At 69.3% G+C, this 23489-nt stretch carries 24 protein-coding genes; 11 read left to right on the top strand and 13 right to left on the bottom strand.

The window, feature by feature from the left end; all coding sequences use genetic code 11:
• Positions 1–45: 45 nt before the first annotated feature.
• From DMC61_RS15135 to DMC61_RS15120, 4 genes are all read right to left on the bottom strand, one after another.
• Entirely contained in the window at positions 46–1395 is a 1350-nt protein-coding gene (locus DMC61_RS15135; protein WP_125689806.1) for a UDP-glucose/GDP-mannose dehydrogenase family protein, read from the bottom strand.
• 101 nt (positions 1396–1496) lie between these two features.
• The gene (locus DMC61_RS15130; protein WP_063275822.1) at positions 1497–2687 is read right to left on the bottom strand and encodes a hypothetical protein; all 1191 of its coding nucleotides are present in this window, start codon (positions 2685–2687) and stop codon (positions 1497–1499) included.
• The gene (locus DMC61_RS15125) at positions 2684–3781 is read right to left on the bottom strand and encodes a Gfo/Idh/MocA family oxidoreductase (RefSeq protein WP_125689805.1); all 1098 of its coding nucleotides are present in this window, start codon (positions 3779–3781) and stop codon (positions 2684–2686) included. The genes DMC61_RS15130 and DMC61_RS15125 overlap by 4 nt, the downstream gene beginning before the upstream one ends.
• Entirely contained in the window at positions 3759–5201 is a 1443-nt protein-coding gene (locus DMC61_RS15120) for an FAD-binding protein (RefSeq protein ID WP_125689804.1), read from the bottom strand. The genes DMC61_RS15125 and DMC61_RS15120 overlap by 23 nt, the downstream gene beginning before the upstream one ends.
• A gap of 575 nt (positions 5202–5776) precedes the next feature.
• On the opposite strand from DMC61_RS15120, the gene DMC61_RS15115 reads away from it, so the two are divergent.
• From DMC61_RS15115 to DMC61_RS15080, 8 genes are all read left to right on the top strand, one after another.
• Positions 5777–6775: an XRE family transcriptional regulator gene (locus DMC61_RS15115; protein ID WP_255431508.1), complete on the top strand. Its 999-nt coding sequence runs from the start codon at positions 5777–5779 to the stop codon at positions 6773–6775.
• A gap of 140 nt (positions 6776–6915) precedes the next feature.
• Positions 6916–7653 carry a bifunctional 2-polyprenyl-6-hydroxyphenol methylase/3-demethylubiquinol 3-O-methyltransferase UbiG gene (locus DMC61_RS15110; RefSeq protein WP_125689803.1) on the top strand — a complete coding sequence of 246 codons (738 nt, stop codon included), beginning with the start codon at positions 6916–6918 and terminating at the stop codon, positions 7651–7653.
• Positions 7637–8743 (top strand): iron ABC transporter permease, encoded by a 1107-nt coding sequence (locus DMC61_RS15105; RefSeq protein WP_125689802.1) that lies wholly within the window; start codon positions 7637–7639, stop codon positions 8741–8743. Before DMC61_RS15110 ends, DMC61_RS15105 begins: the two co-directional genes overlap by 17 nt.
• A complete protein-coding gene (locus DMC61_RS15100; RefSeq protein ID WP_125689801.1) occupies positions 8743–9531 on the top strand; it encodes an ABC transporter ATP-binding protein in 789 nt (262 codons plus the stop codon). The genes DMC61_RS15105 and DMC61_RS15100 overlap by 1 nt, the downstream gene beginning before the upstream one ends.
• Positions 9528–10511: an ABC transporter substrate-binding protein gene (locus DMC61_RS15095; protein ID WP_125689800.1), complete on the top strand. Its 984-nt coding sequence runs from the start codon at positions 9528–9530 to the stop codon at positions 10509–10511. The genes DMC61_RS15100 and DMC61_RS15095 overlap by 4 nt, the downstream gene beginning before the upstream one ends.
• Positions 10508–11563: a cysteine synthase family protein gene (locus DMC61_RS15090; protein ID WP_063275816.1), complete on the top strand. Its 1056-nt coding sequence runs from the start codon at positions 10508–10510 to the stop codon at positions 11561–11563. Before DMC61_RS15095 ends, DMC61_RS15090 begins: the two co-directional genes overlap by 4 nt.
• On the top strand, positions 11560–12750 hold the full coding sequence (locus DMC61_RS15085; RefSeq protein WP_125689799.1) for an ATP-grasp domain-containing protein: 1191 nt from the start codon (positions 11560–11562) through the stop codon (positions 12748–12750). Before DMC61_RS15090 ends, DMC61_RS15085 begins: the two co-directional genes overlap by 4 nt.
• A 67-nt stretch (positions 12751–12817) precedes the next feature.
• Positions 12818–13723, top strand: coding sequence for an SDR family NAD(P)-dependent oxidoreductase (locus tag DMC61_RS15080; protein ID WP_125689798.1), 906 nt, complete (start codon positions 12818–12820; stop codon positions 13721–13723).
• Between the two features lie 51 nt (positions 13724–13774).
• On the opposite strand, the gene DMC61_RS15075 is transcribed toward DMC61_RS15080, so the two are convergent.
• Complete coding sequence (locus DMC61_RS15075) at positions 13775–14341, bottom strand: hypothetical protein (protein ID WP_125689797.1); 567 nt, start codon at positions 14339–14341, stop codon at positions 13775–13777.
• A 70-nt stretch (positions 14342–14411) separates the two neighbouring features.
• A complete protein-coding gene (locus DMC61_RS15070) occupies positions 14412–15029 on the bottom strand; it encodes a TetR/AcrR family transcriptional regulator (protein ID WP_125689796.1) in 618 nt (205 codons plus the stop codon).
• An 82-nt stretch (positions 15030–15111) separates the two neighbouring features.
• Between DMC61_RS15070 and DMC61_RS15065 the strand changes: the two genes are divergently transcribed.
• Entirely contained in the window at positions 15112–15816 is a 705-nt protein-coding gene (locus DMC61_RS15065) for an SDR family oxidoreductase (RefSeq protein ID WP_125689795.1), read from the top strand.
• 99 nt (positions 15817–15915) lie between these two features.
• Positions 15916–16479 (top strand): dihydrofolate reductase family protein, encoded by a 564-nt coding sequence (locus DMC61_RS15060; protein ID WP_158634097.1) that lies wholly within the window; start codon positions 15916–15918, stop codon positions 16477–16479.
• Between the two features lies 1 nt (position 16480).
• Here the strand turns inward: DMC61_RS15060 and DMC61_RS15055 are convergent, their stop codons facing one another.
• The 3 genes from DMC61_RS15055 to DMC61_RS15045 are packed head-to-tail and all read right to left on the bottom strand — an operon-like array spanning position 16481 to position 19108.
• Positions 16481–17152, bottom strand: coding sequence for a response regulator transcription factor (locus DMC61_RS15055; protein ID WP_125689793.1), 672 nt, complete (start codon positions 17150–17152; stop codon positions 16481–16483).
• On the bottom strand, positions 17152–18270 hold the full coding sequence (locus DMC61_RS15050; RefSeq protein WP_125689792.1) for a sensor histidine kinase: 1119 nt from the start codon (positions 18268–18270) through the stop codon (positions 17152–17154). The genes DMC61_RS15055 and DMC61_RS15050 overlap by 1 nt, the downstream gene beginning before the upstream one ends.
• A 16-nt stretch (positions 18271–18286) precedes the next feature.
• On the bottom strand, positions 18287–19108 hold the full coding sequence (locus tag DMC61_RS15045) for a hypothetical protein (protein ID WP_125689791.1): 822 nt from the start codon (positions 19106–19108) through the stop codon (positions 18287–18289).
• A 154-nt stretch (positions 19109–19262) separates the two neighbouring features.
• Here DMC61_RS15045 and DMC61_RS15040 point away from each other — a divergent pair, with 154 nt between their 5' ends.
• Positions 19263–20735, top strand: a complete 1473-nt coding sequence (locus DMC61_RS15040; RefSeq protein WP_125689790.1) for a multicopper oxidase domain-containing protein — start codon at positions 19263–19265, stop codon at positions 20733–20735.
• Between the two features lies 1 nt (position 20736).
• Here the strand turns inward: DMC61_RS15040 and DMC61_RS15035 are convergent, their stop codons facing one another.
• From DMC61_RS15035 to DMC61_RS15020, 4 genes are read right to left on the bottom strand one after another with little or no spacing between them, the layout of a single operon-like run.
• Positions 20737–21114, bottom strand: coding sequence for a RidA family protein (locus tag DMC61_RS15035; RefSeq protein WP_228688239.1), 378 nt, complete (start codon positions 21112–21114; stop codon positions 20737–20739).
• A gap of 60 nt (positions 21115–21174) precedes the next feature.
• Positions 21175–22434: a WXG100 family type VII secretion target gene (locus DMC61_RS15030; protein WP_125689789.1), complete on the bottom strand. Its 1260-nt coding sequence runs from the start codon at positions 22432–22434 to the stop codon at positions 21175–21177.
• A complete protein-coding gene (locus DMC61_RS15025) occupies positions 22431–22766 on the bottom strand; it encodes a hypothetical protein (RefSeq protein WP_125689788.1) in 336 nt (111 codons plus the stop codon). Before DMC61_RS15025 ends, DMC61_RS15030 begins: the two co-directional genes overlap by 4 nt.
• On the bottom strand, positions 22760–23320 hold the full coding sequence (locus tag DMC61_RS15020; protein WP_043848356.1) for a YbaB/EbfC family nucleoid-associated protein: 561 nt from the start codon (positions 23318–23320) through the stop codon (positions 22760–22762). Before DMC61_RS15020 ends, DMC61_RS15025 begins: the two co-directional genes overlap by 7 nt.
• Between the last annotated feature and the right edge of the window lie 169 nt (positions 23321–23489).

Raw genomic sequence — 23489 nt, 5'->3', positions numbered from 1 at the left:
AAGGGTGGGACGACGAGCGGCTCCACCCGCCGTCCACCCCGGGAGTCACCCTGCTTGCGCGACCATGGCGACGGCGGGCGCGCGGGTGCTGCCCGGACGTCCGATGCCCTGGTAGGAGAGCCCCGTCCTGGCCACGGTGAGCGGGTCGAGCAGGTTCCGGGTGTCGATGACGGCCCGGCCGTGGAGCCGGTCGGCGATCCGCCCCCAGTCGAGGTCGCGGAACTCCGGCCATTCGGTCAGCAGCACGAGCGCCGCCGCGCCCTTCGCCGCGTGATAGGCGGTCCCGGCGATCCGCACGTCGTCGGTCACGCCCGGCACCGGCGCGTGGACGCTGGGGTCGTAGCCGGACAGCTCCGCGCCTTCGGCGGCCAGCCGGGCCGCGATCGCCAGCGAGGGGGAATCCCGCAGATCGTCCGTGCCGGCCTTGAACGTCAGGCCGAGCAGGCCGATCCGGACCCCGGCGAGGTCGCCGCCGACGGCCTTGCGCACCTTGGCGACCACCAGTTCCTGCTGTTTGACGTTGGTGTCGATCGCCGCACGCAGCAGGGCGAAATCGCTGCCCGCCGACTCCGCGGTGCGCAACAGCGCGAAAGTGTCCTTCGGCAGGCAGGAGCCGCCCCAGCCCGGCCCCGGCCGCAGGAACGCCTTGCCGATCCGGTCGTCGTAGCCCATCCCGGCCGTCACGTCGTCGATACTCGCGTCGAGGTACTCGCACAGTTCGGCGACCGTGTTCACAAAGGACAGACGCGTCGCGAGATAGCAGTTGGACGCGTACTTGATCAGCTCCGCGCTCGAGGAGTCGGTCACCAGGACGGCGGTGTCGAGGTGCTCGTACAGTGCCGCGACCCGCCTGGCGGGGACCGGGTCGCGATCCGCGGAGCCGACCACGATCCGGTCGGGATTCAGGAAGTCGTGGACGGCGAACCCCTCGCGCAGGAATTCGGGATTGGACACGACCGCGACGTCGGCGCGGTCGATCAGCGCCGAGACGTGGGCCGCCGTGCCGACCGGGACCGTCGACTTGTTCACCACGACGCATCCGTGCGGCAGCAGATCCCGCACCTCGGTCACGACGGATTCCAGCGCGGTCAGATCCGCCGCGCCGGTCGGACCCATCGGCGTCGGCACGCAGAGGATCACGATGTCCGCGCCCGCCGCCGCCGCGCTCGCGCCGAGCACGAACTCCAGCCGCCCGGACGCCAGCCCGTCCACCACGAGTTCGCAGATTCCCGGTTCCCTGATGGTCGCCTCGCCGCGCCGCAACGCGTCGACCTTCTCCTGGTCGACGTCCGCGCAGACGACGTGGTGTCCCAAGGACGAAAGGCACGCGGCCGTGGTCAGCCCCACGTAGCCCGCGCCGATCACGGCGACCGTGACCCCCGATGTTGCACCCATTCTCTTACCCTCCAGTTTCGATGCCGCCGGGCGGCGCGGAGTCGCCCCGCCCGGCGGCATCGCGAGATACGGATTTGGTGTTCAGCCGGAAAAGCCGTGTGTCACTTGGCGTGCGGGATGGCGCGGATCCCCTCGTACGGGGTCTCCTTGCCGAGGTAGTCCACCGTTTCGAACAGACCGATCGCGTGCATCGGGTACCGGGCGCCCGCTTCCGCCGCGAAGACACAGGGAAGGATCTGCTTCCGCTCGGACGCGGCGGCCTGGCCGCCCTTCCGGATGTGCTTGTGGGTGTGGATCAGGATCGGCATGTAGCCGCCGCCGAGGAACGAACCCGACTGCAGGACCGCACCGCCGACGCAGTCGATCACGCAGCCCTTGCCCAGGATCGCGTCGCGGCCCTGGTAGTAGTACGACGGCGTGGCGAGCGTGCCGTGCTCCACATGGAACACACCCGCCGAGAGGCCGATGATCGAGCGGCCGCAGGTGCGCAGCACCGAGCGGTAGAAGTCGACCAGGATCGGCCGGACGGTCGTGTCCGGAAGCGAGAACTCACCGCACATCAGGGTGATGCGCACCAGTTCCGCGAGCGTGAGGCCGGAGCCGTGCTCGCCGGGGAACTCCTGGTCCCACGGCACCAGGTAGTCCGACGGCGCCACCATCGTCGTCCCGACGTCCTCCAGGATCAGCCGTTCCGCGTCGCCGACCTCCTCCGCCGGCACGACGCCGTTCGCGAGGACACGCACGGCGAGCAGATGCCTGCTCTCCAGCGTCTTCGCCCGGCTGGCGGCGATCAGCAGGTTGAGCCTGCCGGTCACGGTTTCCGGGATGTCGAAGAGGTGGTCGATACCGTCGGTGGGGACGGCGATCTTCGCCTGCAGGCCGCGTTTGGGCAGCGGCTCGTAGGAATCGACGACGTCCTGGAGGGCGCCGGTGAACTCGCCCGCACCGACCTGCACGAGCCTTTCCGCGGCCAGCGCGCGGTAGTCGAACGGGATCGACGTCGACGTCGACAGCACGACGTCGGCGAGCAGGGCGCGATAGCGGTCGTCGTCCAAAGAGGACGCCGCCAGTTCCAGGGACAGGTAAGGGGATTCGTCGCCGGGCCCGTGGATCCAGCTCGCGGTGTAGGGCGCCTCGAACCGGCACGCCTTCGCGAACAACGCGCGGGCGGCGTCGTCGTTCTTGACCTGGCCGGTGACCTCGGCCAGCGCCACGTCGCGCTCCGCGACCTCGGGCAGCATGTCCTTGGCCGGCCGCAACAGTGTCGAAAGATCCTCGATGCTTCGCGTCATGCTTCGCTCCCAATTCGTGCGTACTTCTCGGTTTCCGTTGTCTGCGGGAAGGTTCCGGTGAACATCGCCGAACCCAGCGCGGCGAGGAACCGGTGCTCCGCGGGGCGGACCACCGTGGTGCCCTCGTCGAGGTGCCGCAAAAGGTCCAGCTGCGTCAGAAGCGCCTCCTTGAAATGATTGACGGCGATGAGGAAATGGCCTGCCGGTGCCGTGTCCCGGACGTGGACCGCGTGGATGTTCTTGTAATCGGGGTCCGCGCCGAAGAGGGGCTCGAAGACCAGCGTGGCGTGTTTCCCGGACTGGAGCTCCACGTCCGCGAAGCGGTACCGGAACTCGGAGCCGTACGGGATGGCCGCCGGGGTGATGAAGTTCCTCGAAACGCTTTCGGGGAAAGCGAATCCGGCCAGTTCGGGGAAGGCGATGGCGCCGGTCGACGACGTGTAGAGCTCGACGTCGGGCAGGCCCGGGGCCGCGGTCCGCACCCGCATCTCCGCCGTCACCGAGGAGGGCACCGTGCGCAGATAGGCCCGGTACTGATCGGCGGGGAGGAGCGAACGCAGAACGCTCAACATGTGGAAGCCCTCGTAGCCGGCTTCGCCGTACTGGGTGTCGACGAACCTGCCGTTCGCGACGTCGAGTTCCCGGTTCTTGGTGAATTCGATGGTGATCTTCCGGATGGGATCGGACTCGCGGAGCTCCCGCACTGACGCCGCGAAGCGCTGCACGGCTTCGCTGTGCGAATACACGTCGTTGACGATGATCCGGGCGCGAGGATGGCGCCGGACCGTGCGGCCGAGACCCGCGAGGTCCTCCGGGTAGCAGGCCGGTTTCTCCAGCAGGACACGGGCATCGGGCTGCCGCCGCAGGATCTCGTCGACGACCGCGAGATGGGTCGCCGTCGGGGTGGCGACCACCCAGGCGTCGACCGACGCCGGATCCGGCACCTGGGCGACCCGCACCCAGTCGGCCCCGTCGCCGATGTCCACGGTGCGGATCCGGTGTCCCGCTTGGCCGTAACAAGCGGCGTACAGCGATCCGATCTTGCCGAGCCCGACGATGACGATCGTCTTCTCAGCCAGCGACGGTGCCGACACGGGCTTCTCCTTCCCGTGCTCGGATGGCGTGGCGGGCGGCGGACGTACCCGCCGCCCGGCCGAGCACGGCGCCCGCCATCAGGCCGGTGCCGCCCGGATAGCCCTGGTCGTAAAGGCCGCCGACGATCACGCCCGCGGCGTAGAGGCCGCTGATCGGCTCGCCGCCGCCGCGCACTTCGGCGTCCGGGGTCACCGAGAGCCCGCCGTAGGTGAAGGTGAGCCCACAGACCACCGGGACGAACAGGTACGGCGGGGTGTCGAGCCGCTTTTCGTCCTGGTCCGCGTGCAGCCGCTCGATCTCGGCGGTCAGGTTCGCGGCGTCGATCCCGAGCCGCCGGGCGCCTTCCTCGATGGAGGAGACGGTCACCGACGCGGGATCGCCGACATAGCCCTTGGGGAGCGCACCCGCCGAGACGACCTTGTCGTCGAAGATCTGGAAGGCCGTCCTCCCCGGCTGCTCCTGGATCTTCTGGCCCAGCGTGACGTAGGTGAGGTTGCTGTAGCCGCCGGATTCGTCGAAGAACCGGCGTCCCTCCCGGTTGACCACGACGCCCAGCGGATAGGCGTACCGGGCGAGACCGTGGGATTTGTGCATCTGCCCCGGCAGCATGTGGTCGGGCAGCTCGATGCCCTGCGGTGTGGTGTGGCACTTTTCCCAGTTGCCCGCCGTGTCCGCGCCGAGTCCGACGGCCGCCGTCAGGGGAGCGCCTTCGTTGAAGGGGACCCCGCGCAGCTTCACATCCCGCCAGGCCTCGCCGAGGTGACGTTCACGCAGCCGGTCGTTCGCCTCGAAGCCCGCCGACGCCAGCACGAGCGCGTCGGCGATCGCCGGGAACGCGGGACCGGAACCGTGGAGCAGGTACCGGCCGTCGGCGGTCCTCTCGAAGCCGGTGACCGCGCTGTCGTAGGAGACCGCTCCGCCGAGCCGTTCGAACCGGTCGAAGTTCCGGTCCTGCAGGCTCTGGCCGCCGCCGTCGAGGACGATCGGCACGTCACCGGGAAGCGGCGTCGGTCTCGGCGCCCAGCGCTGCCCGAAGTCGCGCATCCAGGCGATCGTGTCCGTCGAACGGCGGATGATCGACTCGATGAGCGCGACGTCCACCTGGTCGCCGGACACGCGCAACCAGTCTTCGAGGTACTGCTCGTCGCTGTAGCCGGAGCGGCCGGACAGAATCTCCTCGACCCGGTCCTTGTCCGCCTGCCGCAGCAGTCCGGCGATGAAAGGGCTTCCCTGCCAGGAGAAACGCATGGTCCTGGTCAGGGAACTGTTCCCGCCGCGCAGTTCTTTCGGCGCGGCTTCGAAGACGCCGACCGAGGTCGCGCCCGCCTGCAATGCGGCTATCCCCGCGCAGAGCCCCGCATTACCCCCGCCGACGACGGCTACCTGCCATTCGGCCGTATCATTTTGACCGTTTCGCATCAACAACGCTCCACAATCCGGTGTTCGCCATTCAGGGACGACCGCGTTCGAACAGGACCGATCCATATCGCCGGAGGACAGCGCGAATGCTTATGTCGACGCACGGTCATCGGGCGAATACAGATTTGGTCCGTGAACAAGTGGTCTGCTGCTGGATTCGCAGCTTTCGTTCCTCGCGTGTGCTCAGACAGGCGGCGCACGAGGATGATTCTTCGGAATCGGTGGCCGACGCCGGATTCAGGCGGCGGCAGACGTCATCCGGTCTTCAGTACAGAGATTTCAGTGGACGCCTTCCGAGATGAACCAGGTGTTTCCGCCGGGTTCACCGTCGCCCTCGACGATGGTCGTACGGATTCCTCTGGTTTGCTCATTTTCTCCGACCCGGCATTCCCGGGCCTCCCCAGTCTTGGCCGGCTTGGTGACCGGCTGAGGCCAGCCTGACTTCCTGACCAGCGCAGGGGCAACCTTCGGGTAGTTCGGCCTTGTTCGAAATCGTTCGAGTGGCCCGAACAGCAGATTCCGGCGCCGCTGAATGGCGGTATCGCGGCTCAGATCGCCTCAGTCAATCTAGAGCGATGATCGTTGAAGAGGGGGACGGCGACGGGGAGTCGCCGACGACGGTTCACCCACCGGACTCCACGGCTTCACCGGCTGAGTTCACGGCGGCACTGCGTGTATTGAGAACGTGGTCCGGATTGACTTATCGGCAGCTGGCCGGACGGGCTAAAGAACTCGGGGGAACACTTCCGGCGAGCACGGTCGCGACCACCCTCGGCCGCACCACACTGCCGCGCGAGTCGTTCGTGGAGACGTTCACGCGCGCGTGCGGGTTGAACGACGAAGAAGTACGGCGGTGGCTCGACTCCCGGACACGGATCGCGATGGGGGCTCCGCCGCGGCCGGCCGACGAGACGAAAGTGGAAGCCGTCGCGCCGCCGGAACCCGAAGCGGCACCCCGCCGCCGGCGCTGGCGGGCGCCGATGATCGTGGCCGCGTTCATGAGCGTCGTCCTCGTCGGGACCTTGGGCTATCTGACGCGCTCCTTCGGGGCGTCCTCCAAGCCGAAGGAGACCGCGGTCGTGGTGCCCGGGCTGGACGTGCGGGAGGTGGGCAGCTGGGTGCGGATCCGGCCCGCGCGCTCACCCGAGTTCTGCCTGGCCGAAGGGACGGACCGGACCCGCCTCTACCCCGGCAAGATCGTCGCCCAGCAGATCTGTGGCGGTGACGCGTCGCCGCATCTGTTCCTCGACCCCGTCGGGGAGGAGAACGCCGTGCAGATCCAGTGGCACCATCCGGAGACCGGGGTCGGCTGTGTCACGGTGGTGAACCAAGGCCTGGGACACGACCTGCTCGAACCCCGCGACGACTGCGACGACGATGGTATGGACCAGCTGTTCACCATCGGCTCGGCCGGTCCGGCGGAACCGGGGCGGTTCGTCATCCGGCCCGCCGGCACCAGCCAGTGCCTCGGCCTGCGCGATCTGGACACCGTGGCGGGGACCGAGGTCGTGCGGGAACGCTGTTCGGGGGCGCCGGACCAGACGTTTCTCATCGATTTGATTCCCCCTCCGTGAGTGCCTGGCCGGGTCTCGTGAGTGGTTAGGACGGTTCTAACCGTCTTTCTCACTCACGAGGATTTGGCGAAGCCGGGAACCGAAGACGACCTTTCGACGACTTGTGGGGCTGAATCGTGCGGCCCGGCGAGCGGAGAGAGATGCACTGGTACGAGGACGACGACCTGTGGGTCGGCTTCGCGGACGTGATGTTCCCGCCCAGCCGGGCCGAGGAGGCCGAACGCCTGACGGCCACGTCGCCGCTGCTCGAAGTCGCCGACGGCGCGAGAGTGCTCGACCTGGCGTGCGGACCGGCGATCCACGTCGTGCCGCTGGCCAGGAGGGGCGCCGACGTGACCGGCGTCGACCTCAGCCCGGCGATGCTCGAACGCGCGCGTGAGGCCTGTGAGAACGCGGGAGTCGCCGCGAAGCTGATCCAGGCCGACATGCTCGAATACACCGAACCCGGCGCGTACGACCTGATCATCAACATGTACACGTCGTTCGGCTACTTCACCGACCCCGGCGACAACCTCACGGTGCTGCGCAACGCCCACGCCAGCCTCGCGCCCGGCGGCAGGCTCCTGATCGACGTGCTCGGCAAGGAGGTGCTGGCCGGCTGGATCGGCAGGCCGAAGGCGGTCGACGTCGACGGCGGGACGGTGTTCATGCGCGACACCATCCTCGACGACTGGACCCGTCTCGAAACCGAGTGGACCCTGGTTCGCGGCGGCGAGGCGAAGCAGGCGTCGATCGTCTCCTTCCTCTACAGCGCCGCGGAACTGAAGGCGCTGTTCGAGACGGCGGGCTTCACCGGCGTCGAATGCTTCGGCGACTTCGACGGCTCGCCGTACGACAACCACGCGCGCCGCCTGATCGTGCGTGGTGAACGTGCCTGAGCCGCTCCGCCTGTTCGCGGAACCGGACGACGCTGGGTCCGACGAAAGAGCCGCGCGGCCACTCCGGCTCACCGGTCCGGTGCTCCTGCTTTCGGTCGCGCTCGCGCTGTCGCTGATCGCGGGCATCGCGCTCGGCCCGTCGAACGTCGCGCTCGCGGATGTCCTGCGCTACCTGGGAAAGGCGATCACCGGCGGCACCATCAGCGGCGACGAGGTCACCGGGTATTCGATCGTCTGGCAGGTCCGCACGCCGCGGGTGCTGCTGGCGGCCGTGGTCGGCGCGGGACTCGCGGTGGTCGGGGTGGCCGTGCAGGCGCTGGTCCGCAACGCCCTCGCCGACCCGTTCGTGCTGGGGATCTCGTCGGGCGCCTCGGTCGGTGCCGCGGCCGTCGTGGTGTTCGGCCTGTTCGCCGGGCTCGGCGTGCTGGCGCTGTCGACGGCCGCGTTCCTCGGCGCGCTCGGCGCGACCGCGCTGGTGTATCTGGCCGCCCGCAGCAGATTCGGCCTGACGCCGTTGCGTCTCGTGCTCACCGGGGTCGCGCTCACGTATGCCTTCCAGGCCGTGATGAGCGTGCTCGTGTACCTCTCGCCGAACGGTCAGGCCGCGCAGACCGTGCTGTTCTGGCTGCTCGGCAGCCTCGGCTCCGCGACGTGGGCGTCACTGCCGCTGGCCGCGCTCGGCGTGGCGGTCGCGGTCGCGGTCCTGCTGCGCTACGGCACCGCGCTCGACGTCCTGTCCATGGGCGACGAGACCGCGATGAGCCTCGGCACCGACGCCGCCGCCTTGCGCCGCTGGCTCTTCCTGCTCACCGCGGTCGTCACCGGGTTGCTCGTGGCGGTCAGCGGTTCGATCGGCTTCGTCGGGCTGGTCCTGCCGCATGTGGTGCGGATGATCGCCGGTTCCGGGCATCGCCGGGTGCTGGCGCTCGCGCCGCTGGTGGGCGCGGTCTTCCTGGTGTGGGTCGATCTGCTGGCCCGCACGCTCGTCGCCCCCGAGGAACTGCCGCTCGGCGTGATCACCGCGCTGATCGGCGTTCCGGTGTTCCTCGTCGTGATGCGGCGCCGCGGCTACGCGTTCGGAGGCCGCTGATGCTGTCGCTGCGCGAACTTTCCGTCGAGGTGGCCGGGACGACGTTGCTCCGTGAGCTGCGTTTGGACGTCGGCTTGGGCGAGGTCGTCGGCCTCCTCGGCCCCAACGGCAGCGGCAAGTCGACCGCGTTGCGCTGTGTCTACCGCGCGCTGGCCCCGTCCGGCGGCGCCGTCCTCCTCGACGGGACCGACATCTCGGGGCAGGGCCTGCGCGACACCGCCCGCCGGATCGCCGCCCTCACCCAGGACAGCCGGGCGGATCTCGACTTCACCGTCGAAGAGGTCGTCGCGCTCGGCCGGTCGCCGCATCAGCGCGGCAACCTCCGGCTTTCGGCCCGTGAGCGCGCGCTGTGCCGGGAAGCGTTGCGGCGGATGGACATCACCCATCTCGCGCAGCGCAGTGTGCTGACGCTTTCGGGCGGCGAACGGCAGCGGGTGCTGGTGGCGAGGGCGCTCGTGCAGGAACCGGAGGTACTGGTCCTCGACGAGCCGACCAACCATCTCGACGTCCGTCACCAGGTGGAACTGCTGAAATTCCTGCGCGACTGCGGGCTCACCGTGCTCGTCGCACTGCACGATCTCAACCTCGCCGCCGCCGTCTGCCACCGGATCGCGTTGCTGCGCGCCGGATCGCTCGCCGCCTGCGGCACGCCGGCCGAGGTGCTCACACCGGAAACGGTCCACGCCGTGTTCGGCGTCGAGGTCACCCCGGTGACCCATCCCGTGACCGGCGCGCTCCAACTGCTCTACGACCTTCCCGCCGACGAAACCGAGGGGATCTCACGATGAAGCCGTCCAGGGTGACCGCGCTCTTCGCCGCGGCACTGCTCCTGAGCGCCTGCGGTGCCCAGGTCGAGGCAGGTCCGGCCGCACAGGCACAGGCCACGGTGACCAACTGCGGCGCGCAGGTCACCTTCCCGGCGCCGCAACGTCCGGTGGCCTACGACGTTTCCGGCGCCGAGAAGCTGTTCGCGCTCGGGCTCGCCGGCCGGATGCGCGGCTACGTGATGAATTCGCTCGGCGACCCGTCGATCGCGGGTTCGCCGTGGAAGGACGACTACGCCAAGGTCGAACGGCTCGGCACCTCGCGGGTCACCCGCGAGATCCTGGTGAACGCCAAGGCGGATTGGGTGATCGCGGGCTGGAACTCCGGATTCAGCGAGGAACGCGGCATCACGCCGAAACTGCTGGAGCAGGTCGGCATCCGCAGCTACCTGCACACCGAGACCTGCTGGGAGTATCCCACCGCGAAGTCGGAGGTGACGCCGCTCGAAGCGCTCTACACCGACCTGCGCAACCTCGGTGACATCTTCGGCGTCCGTCAGCGGGCCGACGAACTGGTCGCGGAACTCAAGGGACGCTTCGACAAGGTCCGCGCCGGAGCGCCGAAATCGCCGCCCGCCAAGGTGTTCGTCTACGATTCCGGCACCGATCAGCCCTTCACCGCCGGAAAACACGCCGCTCCCAACGACATCATCGACGCCGCGGGCGGCACGAACGTCTTCCGCGAGTTGCGGGACGGCTGGGGCAGTGTCGGCTGGGAAGCGGTGGTGAAGGCCGAGCCCGAGGTAATCGTCGTGGTGGACTACGCCGACCGGCCCGCGCAGGACAAGATCGCGTTCGTGAAATCGTCGCCGCAGCTGAAGAACACGCCCGCCGTGCGCGACAACCGATTCCACGTCATCTCCTACGGTGACCTCGTGAGCGGACCGCGCAACGCGGCGGGTGCCGAATCGCTGGCCGCGTACCTGCGCTCGATCGGCCGGTGACCGCGATGTCCGCGCTGGTCCACGAACACGTCACCGACGCGATCAAGACGCCGTCGCTGATCCGGCTCGAACCGAACGTCGTGCTGATCCGCTTCGAAACGCTGAAGGTCTACGCCGCGCTCGGCGCCGTGCGGTCGTTGCTCGCCGACGGATCCGTCCGAAAAGGACAGACGCTGATCGACAGCTCCAGCGGGATCTACGCGCTCGCGCTGGCGATGGCCTGCCACCGCTACGGCCTGCGCTGCCATATCGTCGCGTCCACCACCGTCGACCTCACGATGCGTTCGCAGCTGGAGATCCTCGGCGCGACGGTGGATCAGATGCCGCCGTCGGACGATCTCCGCCTCGACCAGCGCCGCCGGGTCGCGCGCGTGCGCGAACTCCTGGACCGGCATCCGGACATGCACTGGATGCGCCAGTACCACGATCCCGTGCACTACCTGGGTTATGCCGAGGTCGCCGACCTCGTCGCCCGCGCCCTGCCGTCCGGGCCGCTCACCGTCGTCGGCAGCGTGGGCACCGGCGCGTCGACCGGCGGGATCGCCCGCTCGTTGCGCGAACGCGATCCGGACGTCCGGCTGACGGGCGTCCAGCCCTTCGGCAGTGTCACCTTCGGCAGCGAACGGTTCACCGATCCGGACGCGATCATCGCGGGGATCGGCTCGGCCATCCCGTTCGACAACGTCGACCACGAGCTGTACGACCGGATCCACTGGCTGGATTTCGTGCACGCCATGGCCGCGACCGTCGGCCTGATGCGTGAGCACGCCGTGTTCGCCGGGTTGTCCACCGGTGCCGCGTATCTCGTCGCGGGCTGGGAGGCGGCGCGGAATCCGGACCGGACGCATGTGGTGATCGGCGCCGACACCGGGCACCGTTACACGGCAAGGGTCTTCTCCCGGCATCGGGAGGCGGTCGACCCGGCTTCGCTCGCGCCGCGCGAGATCGCGTCGCTGGACGACCTCGCCCTGCCGTGGGCCACGATGGACTGGCGGCGCCGCCGCTTCGGGAAACCCTCGCTGCCGTTGTACCGGAAGGAGCGGGCGTCGTGACCGTCGTCCTGTTGGAAGCACTCACCTTCGGCCTGGGCAGGCTGGCCGACGCGGCGGCGGAGGCCGGGCGGAAACTGGTGCTGTTCACCGGAAACCGCGACATCTATCGCTACGAACTCGGCATGCTCGGGCCGGACAGGGTCGAGGTCGTCGACATCGACACCACCGACATCGAGGCCTGCGAAGCCGCCCTGCGCGCCATCCCGGACCTCGCCGGGATCATCAACTCGACGGACACCTGGGCGTTGCCGGGCGCGGAACTCACCGCCCGGCTCGGCCTGCCCGGTCCGGACGCGGCGGCCGTCCGGGTACTGCGAGACAAGGGCGCGGTGCGTGATCTGCTGTACGAACACGGGCTCACCCGCGGCAGGCCGGTGCCCGTGATGGTCGCCGAGGAGCTCGGATTTCCCTTGGTGGTCAAGGACTCTTCGGGAACGTCGTCACGTGGCGTGTGGCTCGTCCGCGATCAGGCGGAACTCGACCGGGCGCGGCTGGCGGCGAAGGAAACGCCGCTCAAGGGGCACCTGATCGCCGAACCGTATTTCGCCGGGCCGCTCTACAGTGCGGAAACCGTGACCTGGCAGGGAAGGACACGGCTGCTCGGGATCCTCTCCCGTCAGCTGTCGCCGGAACCCGTCCGGCGGGAGGAAGCCGCGGCGTTCCCGGTGGCCTTCCCCGAAGCCGAGTACGCCGGGCTCGCCGACTGGATCGGCCGTGTGCTCAAGGCCGCCGGACACGAGCAGGGCTTCGCGCACACCGAATTCGTGCTCACCGCCGACGGCCCGGAGGTCGTCGAGATCAACATCCGGATCGGCGGGGCGATGCTCGGCGAGGCGTTGTGCCGGTCGTTGGGCACCAACGTCTACTCCGCGATGATCGCCATGGCGCTGGGCGAGGAGCCCGCCCTGCTCACCCAGCGGATCGGTGGAGGGCCGGGGATCGGGTTCGTCCTGGCGTACCCGGCCGCGGAAGGCGTGCTGAAGGGCTGGTCGGGACTCGACAGGCTGCCCGGTCTGCCCGGCGCGCCGGAGTGGTACCCGACGGCGAGCCCCGGCGACGAGATCCGGCATCTCACCGATCAGCGTTCGTGCACCGGGATCGTCCTCGCCGAAGGGCCGACGGCGGAACTGGCGCTGCATCGCGCGCTCGCCGCGGCGGGCGGGATCACGCCGGAGCTCGATTCTTGAGAGGTCTCTCAGATGGATAGTCCTACTTTCTGTTGTGGAAAGTCTGACTATCCATCTGGAGGGAACTGTGGGCGAAGCAGTGGGCAGGCGCGCGGTGCTCGGGGGCGCGGCGGCGGCCGGTGTCGCGATGCTGGCGGCGAACACGGCCACGGCGGGGGAAGACCGGCGGCGGTTCGCGGGCAAGGTCGTGATCGTCACCGGGGCGACGTCGGGAATCGGCCGTGCGGCGGCCATCGCCTTCGCCGCCGCCGGGGCCAAGGTCGGTTTCTGTGGCAGGCGGGAAGAACTCGGCCGCGGGGTCGAACGGGAGATCCGCCGCGCGGGCGGGGAGGCGACCTATTTCCGGGCTGATGTCCGGGTCCCCGAACAGGTGCAGGCCTTCGTGGACGGCGTCGCCCGCCGGTACGGCGGGCTCGACATCGCGTTCAACAACGCCGGGATCCACCTCGGCAAGCCGCTGCACGAGATCTCCGTCGACGAATGGGAGGACGTGCAGCGCACCAACGCGCGGGGCGTGTTCCTCGCGATCAAGTACGAGGTGCCGCATCTGCTGAAGGCGGGCGGCGGGGTGATCGTCTGCACCGCTTCGGCGCAGGCCGACCAGACCAGGCCGGGGCACGCCGCCTACACGTCGAGCAAACGCGCCGTGCAGGGTCTCGTGCGCGCGGCGGCGCTGGACTACGGCGCGAAGGGCATCCGGGTACTGTCGATCGATCCGGGCACGACCGACACCCGGCTGGTGCGGCCGCCGGGTATTCCGGACGATTCGTGGGCACAGTTCAAGAAGGCTTGGGGGCCGTTGAACGTCCATGGCCTGCCGCGGATGGGGGAGGCCGGTGAGATCGCTTCGGCCGTCCTTGCTTTGGCGTCGTCGGATTTCGGCTACCTGACGGGGGCTTCGGTTCTGGTCGACGGTGGGTTGAACGCCGGGCGGCCGATGGTGATGCCGCCCGGTTTCACTCCGCCCGCCTGAATGGTGCGGTGAGGCAAAGGTGAGCCGTGTCGCGAACGGGCCCGAAAAGCCTTAAGCGGGCGAGCACTTCTTGGCCTCCGCGGCGGCGGCCATCAGCTCCTGCGTGTCGATTTTGAGCGCCGGCATGAGGTCGGGGGTTTCCGTGATCGGTTTCTGCGTGGCGTCCATCGCCTTGATCGCAGCGTCCATGGCGGCGTCGTTCCCCGACTTCTCCAACTGCTGCTTGCCCGCGGTCGCCGCGTCCCTCGCGGCGGCGTATTGGTCCACAAGGGACTTCCTTACCGCGTCGCCGCCGGGAATCGGCGACGGGGGCAGCGCGGTCAGGTCGTCGACGACCTTGCCCGCGAGTCCCGCGCGGACCCCGAGTTCTTCCTTCAGCGCGCCGCGGGTGACCTCCGTGCCCGATCGCTGCTTACTCGCGTAGTCGTTGGAAGCCTTCATATAGCCGTACACCGCGCCGCATACTCCGTCGAGCCAGGCGACGGTCTTGGCGTCCGGCCCGGTGGGCGCCGAGGACGACGGGGTGGCGGTGACCGTCGCGGGAGCCGGCGGTGGCTCCCCGGAACAGGCCGTCGTCACGAACAGGGTCAGGGCGATGAGCAAGAGTTTCGTCTTCATGGTTCCCCTCCGGGGTGTACACGCGCCGGAGGGGCGGAGGGTTGCCTTGGCGGTCACCGCCGGAAGTCACTCAGCCGCAGCCGCCCATGATGCGGGCCAGTTCGGCGGGCCGCAGCGGGGGCTCCGGTAGCGGGTTCGCGGCGGGCGCCCGCATCCCGTCGAACAGCAGCGCGAGGTGGCGTCGCCAGACCTCCGGCCGGACGGTCGCGGTCGCTTCCACGGTGCGCGCGATGCCCCAGGTCACGAAGGCCATGTCCTCGAGGGTGAAGTCGTCGCGCAGGGCGCCGCTTTCCTTGGCGCGTTCGACGATCCGGGTCATGAGTTCGTAGCCGCGTTCGAGGTCTTCTGCCTGCGGTGGCCGCGTCGAGGCCAGTTCGTTGTAGCCGCGGTCGGCGGCCTGCAGTTCGCAGACCCGTTCGACGAACGACGTCAAGCCGATCCAGGCGTCGTCGAGGGAGAGCGCGTGTTCGGCCAGTTTCGCGACGGTCTCGGTCCGGTCGGCGAACACGGCGTTCACCAGATCCGCCCGCTGCGGGAAGTGGTTGTACAGCGTGCCGATGCTGACGCCCGCGGTCCTGGCGATCTCTTCGAGCGCGACGTCGAGGCCGCGCTCGGCGTAGAGCCCCCGGGCCGCCTCGATCAGCAGGTCGCGGTTGCGCTGAGCGTCCTTCCGCAGGGGTTTGGTCATGACGGCATCGTAGCCAAGTTGAAGGCATCCTCAAGTTACGGGTATAAGTTGAGGAAGACCTCAACTTAACTCTGGAGGACATATGACCAAGACACTCGCGATCTTCGGCGCCGGACCGGTGCTGGGGCTCTCGCTCGCCCGCCGGTTCGGCCGCGAGGGCTTCCGGATCGCCCTCGTCGCGCGCACCACCGAGAACCTCGACGCGCTCGTCGCCGAACTCGCCCGCGACGGCATCGAGGCGAGCAAGTTCGTCGCCGATGTCTACGAGCCGGCCCAGATCGCGTCCGCCGTCACCGCCATCGGCCGGATCGACGCGGTCGCGTTCAACCCCGGCGGCGGGACCATGGGCGAGGGCATCGTGCCGGTGCTCGACGTGGATCCGGAGAACCTCCGGCTCATCCTCGACCGGTTCCTGGTGTCCGCGGTGGCACTCGTGCGGGCCGTCCTGCCGGACATGACCGAGCGCGGCGACGGCGCGATCCTGTTCACCGCCGGGCAATCCGGGCTGTACCCGGCGCCCTTCCTCGGCAACGTCGGGATGGCGCAGGCAGCGCTGCGGAACTACTTCCACAACCTGAACGCGGTGCTCGCGGAGAAGGGGATCTACGCCGGGGCCGTCAACGTCGGCGCGCTCATCGAGGGCAGCGTGCCGCACCGGGCACTCACGGCGAGCCCGATGGACTTCGAGCCCGAGGTGATCCACCCGGACGTCTTCGCCGACGCCTTCTGGAAGCTCTACTCGACGCGCGAAGCTCCCGAAGCACTGGTCGGGTCTTTCGGGAGGTGACCGTCATCCCCACGGGGTACGGCCGGATGTACCACTGTGGACGGATGTGTGCGCCCGCCCCCGTGCCCACAATCGGGGAAACGGACAAGGGAGGCCCCGGTGGGGAAGACGATCGTCGACATCAGCCCGTCGCTGGACGGATACGTGGCGGGCGAAGGCGTCGGTGTGGACGCGCCGTTCGGCACCGCGGGACAGCGGCTCACCGCGTGGAGCATGGAGGATCCGGACGACGTCGACAAGGCGGCGGCCCGGGTGATGTTCGAGAACACCGGCGCGTTCGTCATCGGCAGGACACTGTTCGACGTCGGCATCGGGCTGTGGGGAGAGGACGGGACCTGGGGGATGCCGGTGTACGTCGTCACCCATCGGCCGGGACCCGATCTGGTGAAGGGACCGACCCGGTTCTCGTTCGTCGCCGGGGTCGAGGAGGCGCTCCGGCGGGCACACGAAACGGCGGCCGGGCGTGACGTCGTGATCGCGGGCGGGGCTTCGGTCGTCCAGCAGGCGCTCGCCGGTGGCCACGTCGACGAACTGCGGCTGCACCTGGTGCCGGAGATGGTCGGCGGCGGCACCCGCTTGTTCGAGGGCGTGAGTCCCGCGTCCCTCGTCCAGGTGAGCGCGGCCGCGGGCAGGGGCGCGGTCCATGTGACCTACCGGGTCTAGTTCACCGGCCGGGCTCGGGTGGGCTGACCAGGCCGTGTTGATAGGCCATGGCGACCAGCTGAGCCCGGTCGCGCGCGCCGAGTTTGCTCAGCGCGCGGCTGACGTGGGTCTTGGTCGTCGCCATGCTGATGAACAACCGGGCGGTGATCTCCGCGTTGCTCAGCCCTTCGGCGACGAGCGCGACGACTTCCCGTTCCCGCACGGTGAGTTCGGCGAACACCGTGTCGTCCACCGTCGCCCGCGCGGGGGTGACGAGCCGCGCGATCAGCCTGCGGGTCAGCCCGGGGGCCAGCAGCTCCTCACCACCCGCCACCACCCGGATGCCGTGCAGGAGCTGGGCGGGCGCGGTGTTCTTGAGCAGGAAGCCGCTCGCGCCCGCGGTGATGCCCGCGACCGCGTACTCCTCGGTGTCGAAAGTGGTGAGGATGAGGACGCGCACCGCCGACAGTTCCGGATTCGCGGTGATGCGCCGGATACCCTCGATCCCGTCGGTGCCGGGCATCTGCACGTCCATCAGGACCACGTCGGGGCGGAGCCGCTCGGCGAGGGCGGCCGCGGTGGCCCCGTCTCCGGCCTCGCCGACGACCTCCATGTCGTCCTCGGATTCCACCAGCACGCGGAAACCCGCCCGGACCAGGGACTGGTCGTCGGCGATCAGCACCCGGATCGGCATCAGCGGTCCACTGCCGGCGTGGGGAGCGTGGCCGTGACCTCGAACGTGTCCCCGGTCCGCGTCGCGTGCAGGGTGCCCCCCAAATCCGTGGCCCGCGAGCGCAGTCCGGTGATCCCGTTGCCACCAGCCGGAGACGGGGCGCTTTCGCCCGCTCCGTCGTTGCGAACCCCGATCTCCAGCACGTCGTCACCATAGAGCAGGGAGACCCGGATCGACGTCGGCCGCGCGTGCCGCCGCGCGTTGGTCAGCGCTTCCTGCACGGTCCGGAACGCGGCCAGGTCCACCTTCGGCGGCAAGGAGCGGCGTTCGCCCCGCACCACCAGTTCCACCTGGACGCCGGTCGCCCTCGTCACGTCCAGCAGGGTGTCCAGCCGGGCGAGGCCGCCGCGGTCGGCCGCGGTCCCGTCGACGCGAAGCATGCCGAGCAACGCTTGGACTTCGGCCAGCCCCTCGTCGCTGATCGTCTTGATGGTGCGCAGTGCCGCGGCACCCTGATCGGGGTTCCGTTCCAGCACATGGGTCGCGACGCCCGCCTGCACGCTGATCGTCACCATGGTGTGGCCGACCACGTCGTGCAGTTCGCGGGCGATCTCCAGCCGCTGTTCGGTTTCCCGCAACCGGAGCCGCAGTGCCTCTTCCCGTGCGCCCTTGGCGTACGCGCGGTGGTAGTGGACGGCGGAACCGAGCGCCACCGCGGCCAGTTCCAGCGAAAGCGCGTTCACCGCCCGGTCGTCGAACCACGCCACGTCAAGGGTTCCGTGCACCACGACGGTGGACACCGCGGCGGTGACCGCCCAGGCCGCCGCGCCGAGCCGCCAGCCGCGTTCGGCCGCGACGGTGTAGCAGGCGAACAGTGCCGCCACCGTGATCAGCCTGCCGGGGCAGTCGAGGACGAACCACGCCGCGACGACCGCGTTGACGGCCACCAGCACCCCGAACGGGAAGATCCGGCGTGCGGTGATCAGCGCGGCCAGCAGGACGAGCAGGACGGCACCGGACGGGCCGAGCGTTCCTTCCGGCCCGCTCGGCCCGATCCGCGTCACCGCCGAGACGGCCACGAGCGCCGCGACGCCGATCCCGGTCGCGGTCTCGGCGGTCGTGGGTCGTCTCACGCTCATCAGGACCTTTGTGATGTCAGGCAACGCGCACCAGGGCACGTGCGCCGCGCAGCGCCAGCGGTTCCCCGGTGCGCAGGTCGCGCACCCAGGTGACCAGCGCGTACTCGCCGGGAGGGAGCGCCGTGGTGAGTATCGCCGAACGCCATGGCGACAGCGGCACGACCCCCGTCGGCCGTCCGGTGAACGGGCTCGGCCCGGTGCGGGCGAAGAAGGCGTCGAGGTCGGCGAGCGCGGTCCCCGGCCGCACCGGCAGCAGCATGGCTTCGGTGAACTGGCCGGACGCGTTGAGCACGAACACCGGCGCACCGGAGGCGAGGGTATGCGGCGCGAGGAATCCGTTGTCGGTCGCGATGATCGCCGCCGTCGCCTTGGTCGCGTTCGGCGACGTCCCCGGGCCGATCCGCAGCGGCCGGATCCGCGAGAGGAAGTCCGGCTCGGCGACGTCGCGGAAATCCACCAGGTGGTAGTCACCCGGGGACACGGCGATCTCGGCCGCCGCCGGGACGGTGATCACGGCGACGCCGCCGAACATCTCCGCGTCGGCGGTGACCGCCCTGCCACCCGCCATCACGTCGGCGGGGTCGTCGGACATCGCCTGTTTCAGGTGCCGCGCATAGGTTTCGAGCGCGACTCCCGGGCGCAGCCGCACCAGGCCCACCCACGCGCCCGCCGGATCTTCCGACCGCACCGCCAGGGTGAGGACGCCCGCACGGACGGTCGATGGTGCGGCGAAACCCGCTTGGGTGACGGTGAGATCGAGTCCGCCCGGCTCGGCCAGCGCGGGGGAACCGGTCAGGAAAGCGGTGACGGCGATCGCCGTCGTGACGAGTTTTCTCATGGTGCAGACTCTGGCCGAGCCCGCCCCGCCGCGCGTCCGCCCTTGACGGGCAACGGGTCTACCGCACCGGGATGACGTACCGCGCGGGTCGGATTTCCCGGATTACCGTTCCCGGCCGACGCGCCGGGCGCCCGCTCGCCGAGATCATCGCGGCATGGACCGACGTTCCTTCTTGAAGCTCGGCGCGCTCGTGGCCGCCGGTACCGTCGTCGCGGGCTGTTCGTCGGGGACCGCTCATCGGCCCGGAGCGTTCGCCAATCGCCTGCGGATACCGCCGCTGCTGTCGCCGGACCTGGACGCCTCCGGCATCCGCCGGTTCGAGCTCACCCTCCGCACGGGAAGTACCGAACTGATCCCGGGCCTGCGGGCGAGCACGTGGGGCATCAACGGCGATTACCTCGGCCCGACGCTGCGCATGCGCCGCGGTGACCGGGTGGCGATGGCCGTCACCAACCGGATCGGCGAGCCGACCACCCTGCACTGGCACGGGATGCGCCTGCCGGCGCGGATGGACGGCGGTCCACATCAGACGGTCGCTCCGGACGCGACCTGGCGTCCGGAGTGGACGATCGACCAGCCCGCCGCCACCGGCTGGTACCACCCGCATCCGCACGAACAGACCGCCCGCCACGTCTATCGCGGCCTGGCGGGGATGATCCAGATCGTCGACCCCGAGGCGGACGCTGCCGGTCTGCCGTCGGACTACGGCGTGGACGACATCCCCCTGATCCTCCAGGACAAGCGGCTCGACTCGGACGGACAGCTCGTGGAGGACTTCGACGGCACCTTCGGGCTGATCGGCGACACGATCCTGGTCAACGGCACGTTCGATCCGTTCGTCGAGGTACTCGCCGGCCGGACCCGGTTCCGGGTCTTGAACGCGTCGAACGCCCGGATCTACTTCCTCGAATTCGCCGACGGCCGCGAGTTCCACGTGATCGGCACCGACGGCGGTCTCCTGCCCGGACCGGCGGCCGTCCGGCGCGCGGTGCTCAGCCCCGGCGAACGGCTGGAGATCGTCGCCTCCTTCTCCTCTGGGGAGCAGGTGGTCCTCCGAAGCGTCGGCGAGCGCACCGACGCGGCGACGGACATCGAGGAGGGCGACTTCGATCTGCTCAAGATCATCGCGGCGGGCCCGCGACGGGACGTGTCACCGTTGCCCGCGCGGCTCTCCTCGGCCGCTTTGCCCGAGGCGCCGCCCGGAGCCCGGGTCCGGCGCATGACGCTGACCGGTTCGGAGATCAACGGCAAGGACATGGACATGACGCGGATCGACGAGGTCGTCGCGGCGGGCGCGCGTGAGATCTGGGAGATCCACAACACGACCTACACGCACAACTTCCACATCCATGAGGTCGCGTTCCGGGTACTGGAGATCAACGGCGCGCCGCCGCCCGCCTATCTGAGCGGCCCCAAGGACACCGTCTACGTGCCGAAGCAGGCCACCGTGAAACTCGCCGTCGAATTCGGGCGCCACGCGGATCCGGCGGCGCCCTACATGTACCACTGCCACATCCTGCGTCACGAGGACAAAGGGATGATGGGCCAGTTCGTCATCGTCGCCCCCGGCACCGAAGACCGCGTGTCACGGTTGCTTCCGATGCCGGGCCACGACCACGGCGGTTGAGCTACTTCTCGATGGCGTAGGCCTCGATCTCGACCTTCATCTTCGGGTCGAGCAACGCCGAGACCTCGACCATGGTGGCCGCGGGCAACACGTCGCCGAAGGCTTCCCGGTGCGCCCGTGCCACCAGGTCGGCGTCCTTGATGTCGGTGACGTAGGTGACCGTGCGGACCACCGCGACCAGGCTCGAACCGGCGTCCCGCAGCGCGGTCTCGATGATCGAAAGCACGGCCACGGCCTGCTCGTACGCGTCGCCCGAGCGGGCGGGTTCACGCGCCGTGGTCCCGGAAACGTGGATGTGCTCGCCGACGCGCACCGCCCGGCTGTAGCCGAAGACCGTCTCGTAGTCGCCGCCGGAGGAGATGTTCACCCGTTCAGTCATGACCCGAACGAAAGCACAGGCGGCCCTGTCCCGGAACACCGGTACAGGGCCGCCTGCCCCTTACTGCTCTTCCTTGTCCTCAGGCGGTGTCTCTTTTGTGGCGGGCGGGATGGCCTTCGTCAACTCGACGATGGTCTTCCCCGCCATGCCCGACGCGCCGTAGGTCGGGTCGCTGAGGATTTTGAGCCCCTTTTCGAGCTTGTCGAGCGCGTCCGCCGCCTTCGGGAACCTCGTTTTCAGGTCGCCGATCGGGAAGCTGTTCCAGTAGTCGTACCTTTCCAAGATCTTCTTGGCGTCGGGATGCCCCTCCAGCTCCTTCGCCAGCTTCTCGCGCACCACCCTCGGGGGTATGTCGCTGAGCTTCTCCGGTTTGGGCTTCGGAGCGTCGGGCGTCGCGTCCGGAGTGCTGTCGCCCGGCTTCGGGGGCGGGCCTTCGATCGGCTTCTTGCCACCGGGCATCGGTGTCCCGCCACCGGGCTTCGGCTTGGGCAGGGTGATCTTGCCGCCGCCGAGGGTCAGCTTGACGACGTCGTCGGCCGCGCCGCGGGTCTTCGCCAGGATCTTGAGCATCTCGGCGAGCTTCTTGGCGACGTCGGCGATCTGCTTGGCGATCTTGGCGATCGCCACCGCGACCGTGCTCATGATGGAGGTGATCGCCGCGATGATCGAACCGCCGAAGGTGACCGGCGCCAGCGCCACCGCGACGATCGCCGCCTTGAGGATGCCTGCCAGCGTCATGGCGATGATGTCGCGGACGATGCCGCGGACCGCGCCGATGACCGCGCCGGCGATCCCCATCTGCTTGCCCGCGAATTCGATGTATCCGGCGAGCGCCTCGATCTGGGCGGCGACGCCTTCCATGTCGGCGCGGAAGGTGTCGGCGGCCTCGCCCGTCCACTTCTCCGCGAACTTGGCGGTGGCGGCGGCGTGGTCCTTCGCCCACTCCCGCACCTCCGCGCCCTCTTTGTAGATCGCGGTCTTGGCCGCCTCGATGCCCTTCGGGTCTCCCAGCAGGAAGTCCAACGGCCAGCGGAAGATGACGATGTGCTCGATCAGCCAGCCGATCCCGGCGGTGAGCAGCGAGCCGATCGGATCGGCGACCATGCCGAGGATCTCGATCGCCATCCCCGCCGAGGCCAGTCCGATGCTGAGGCTGTCCCCTTCGTCGACGGCCTTCTTCAGCGAGAACGCGGAATCGAAGAAGCCCGCGCCCGTGGTGTCGCCGCTGCCCGCGAGGAAGCTGTTCTTCTCGTCCTTGAAGTCGCTGGCCTTGGTGCCGGTGTTGTTCCCGAAATCGTTGCGGTGGTACTCGTCGCTCACTTGACCTTCACCTCGTCGATCCCCTTGCCGGCTTCGGTGATCAGCCTCTCGGTCTCCTCCTCGTTGGCGTTGTACTGCTTCGCCGCCTCGCGCACCCTGTCCGAGAACTCCTGCACGTTCTCCGAGTACTTGTTCAGCTGGTCCCGCGCCTTCCCGCAGTGCATGCTCGCGCCGGCGCCGTAGATCTGGCCGCCGAAAATGCCGAAGATGCCGGGGTCCGCCACGCAACTGCCCACCATGTCGGCGCTCTTGCGCAGCGCGTCCTCGAGCCTGCCGAGGTGACCGGTGAACTCGGTCAGGTCCTCCGTCTTGACACCGAATCCGGTCACCAGGGGCTCATTTCATCGTCGTCGGGGGAGGCAGGCCGCCGGGTTCGCGGCGCCGGGGGGTTCGGCGGCCGCACGGGACGGCCGGGCTGCGGCGGGCCCGCCTGCGGGGGTGGCGGCGGCCGGTACCCCGCCTGAGGACGCGGCGGCTCGTTGTGCGCCTCGGGCGCCCACTTGTCCTGTTCCGGGTTGTCCGGCGTCTCGTCCTCGACCTTGGGCAGGAAGGTGCGGACCAACTGGGCGGCTTCGTCTTCGCCGTTGATCTCGGTGTAGGACTCGGTGACCTTCTCGACGGTCTTGCGCTGGGCCTGGCGCACCGTCTGCATGACCAGCGAGGAGAGCCGCGCGGGCCCCAGCGAGGTGGCCCGGTTGCCGAACTCGATGGCGCTCAGCGAACCGTTGGCCTCGACCGTCACCGTCACCGAGCCGTCGGGGGAGGTCACCGTGGACGCCGAGGCGGTGAACGCGGCCGTCAGTGCTTGGGCCTTTTCCTCGAGTTTCCTGGCCTCTCGCTCCAGAAGGAGTGCGAAGTCCTCACCTGCGTCGAAATTGGGTTGCATGCGTCGCCTTGGCTCGATGGGCTGGGTCGCGATTCGGGGGAAATTGCGAGAGGTCGCGAGGTGCGATCGCCCGTATCGTTACCACCGGACGTGCACCGGGACAAGCCTGATGATCAGAGAGTGCCCGAAAGTGCCTCCGGGGTGGCGGATCGGGGCAGGCGAGGGAAAA

Source organism: Amycolatopsis sp. WAC 04169, assembly GCF_003947535.1.
In the GTDB taxonomy this organism is placed as follows: Bacteria; Actinomycetota; Actinomycetes; order Mycobacteriales; family Pseudonocardiaceae; genus Amycolatopsis; species Amycolatopsis keratiniphila.
Note: the sequence above shows the minus strand (reverse complement) of the source record. Positions and strands in the feature narration are given on the sequence as shown.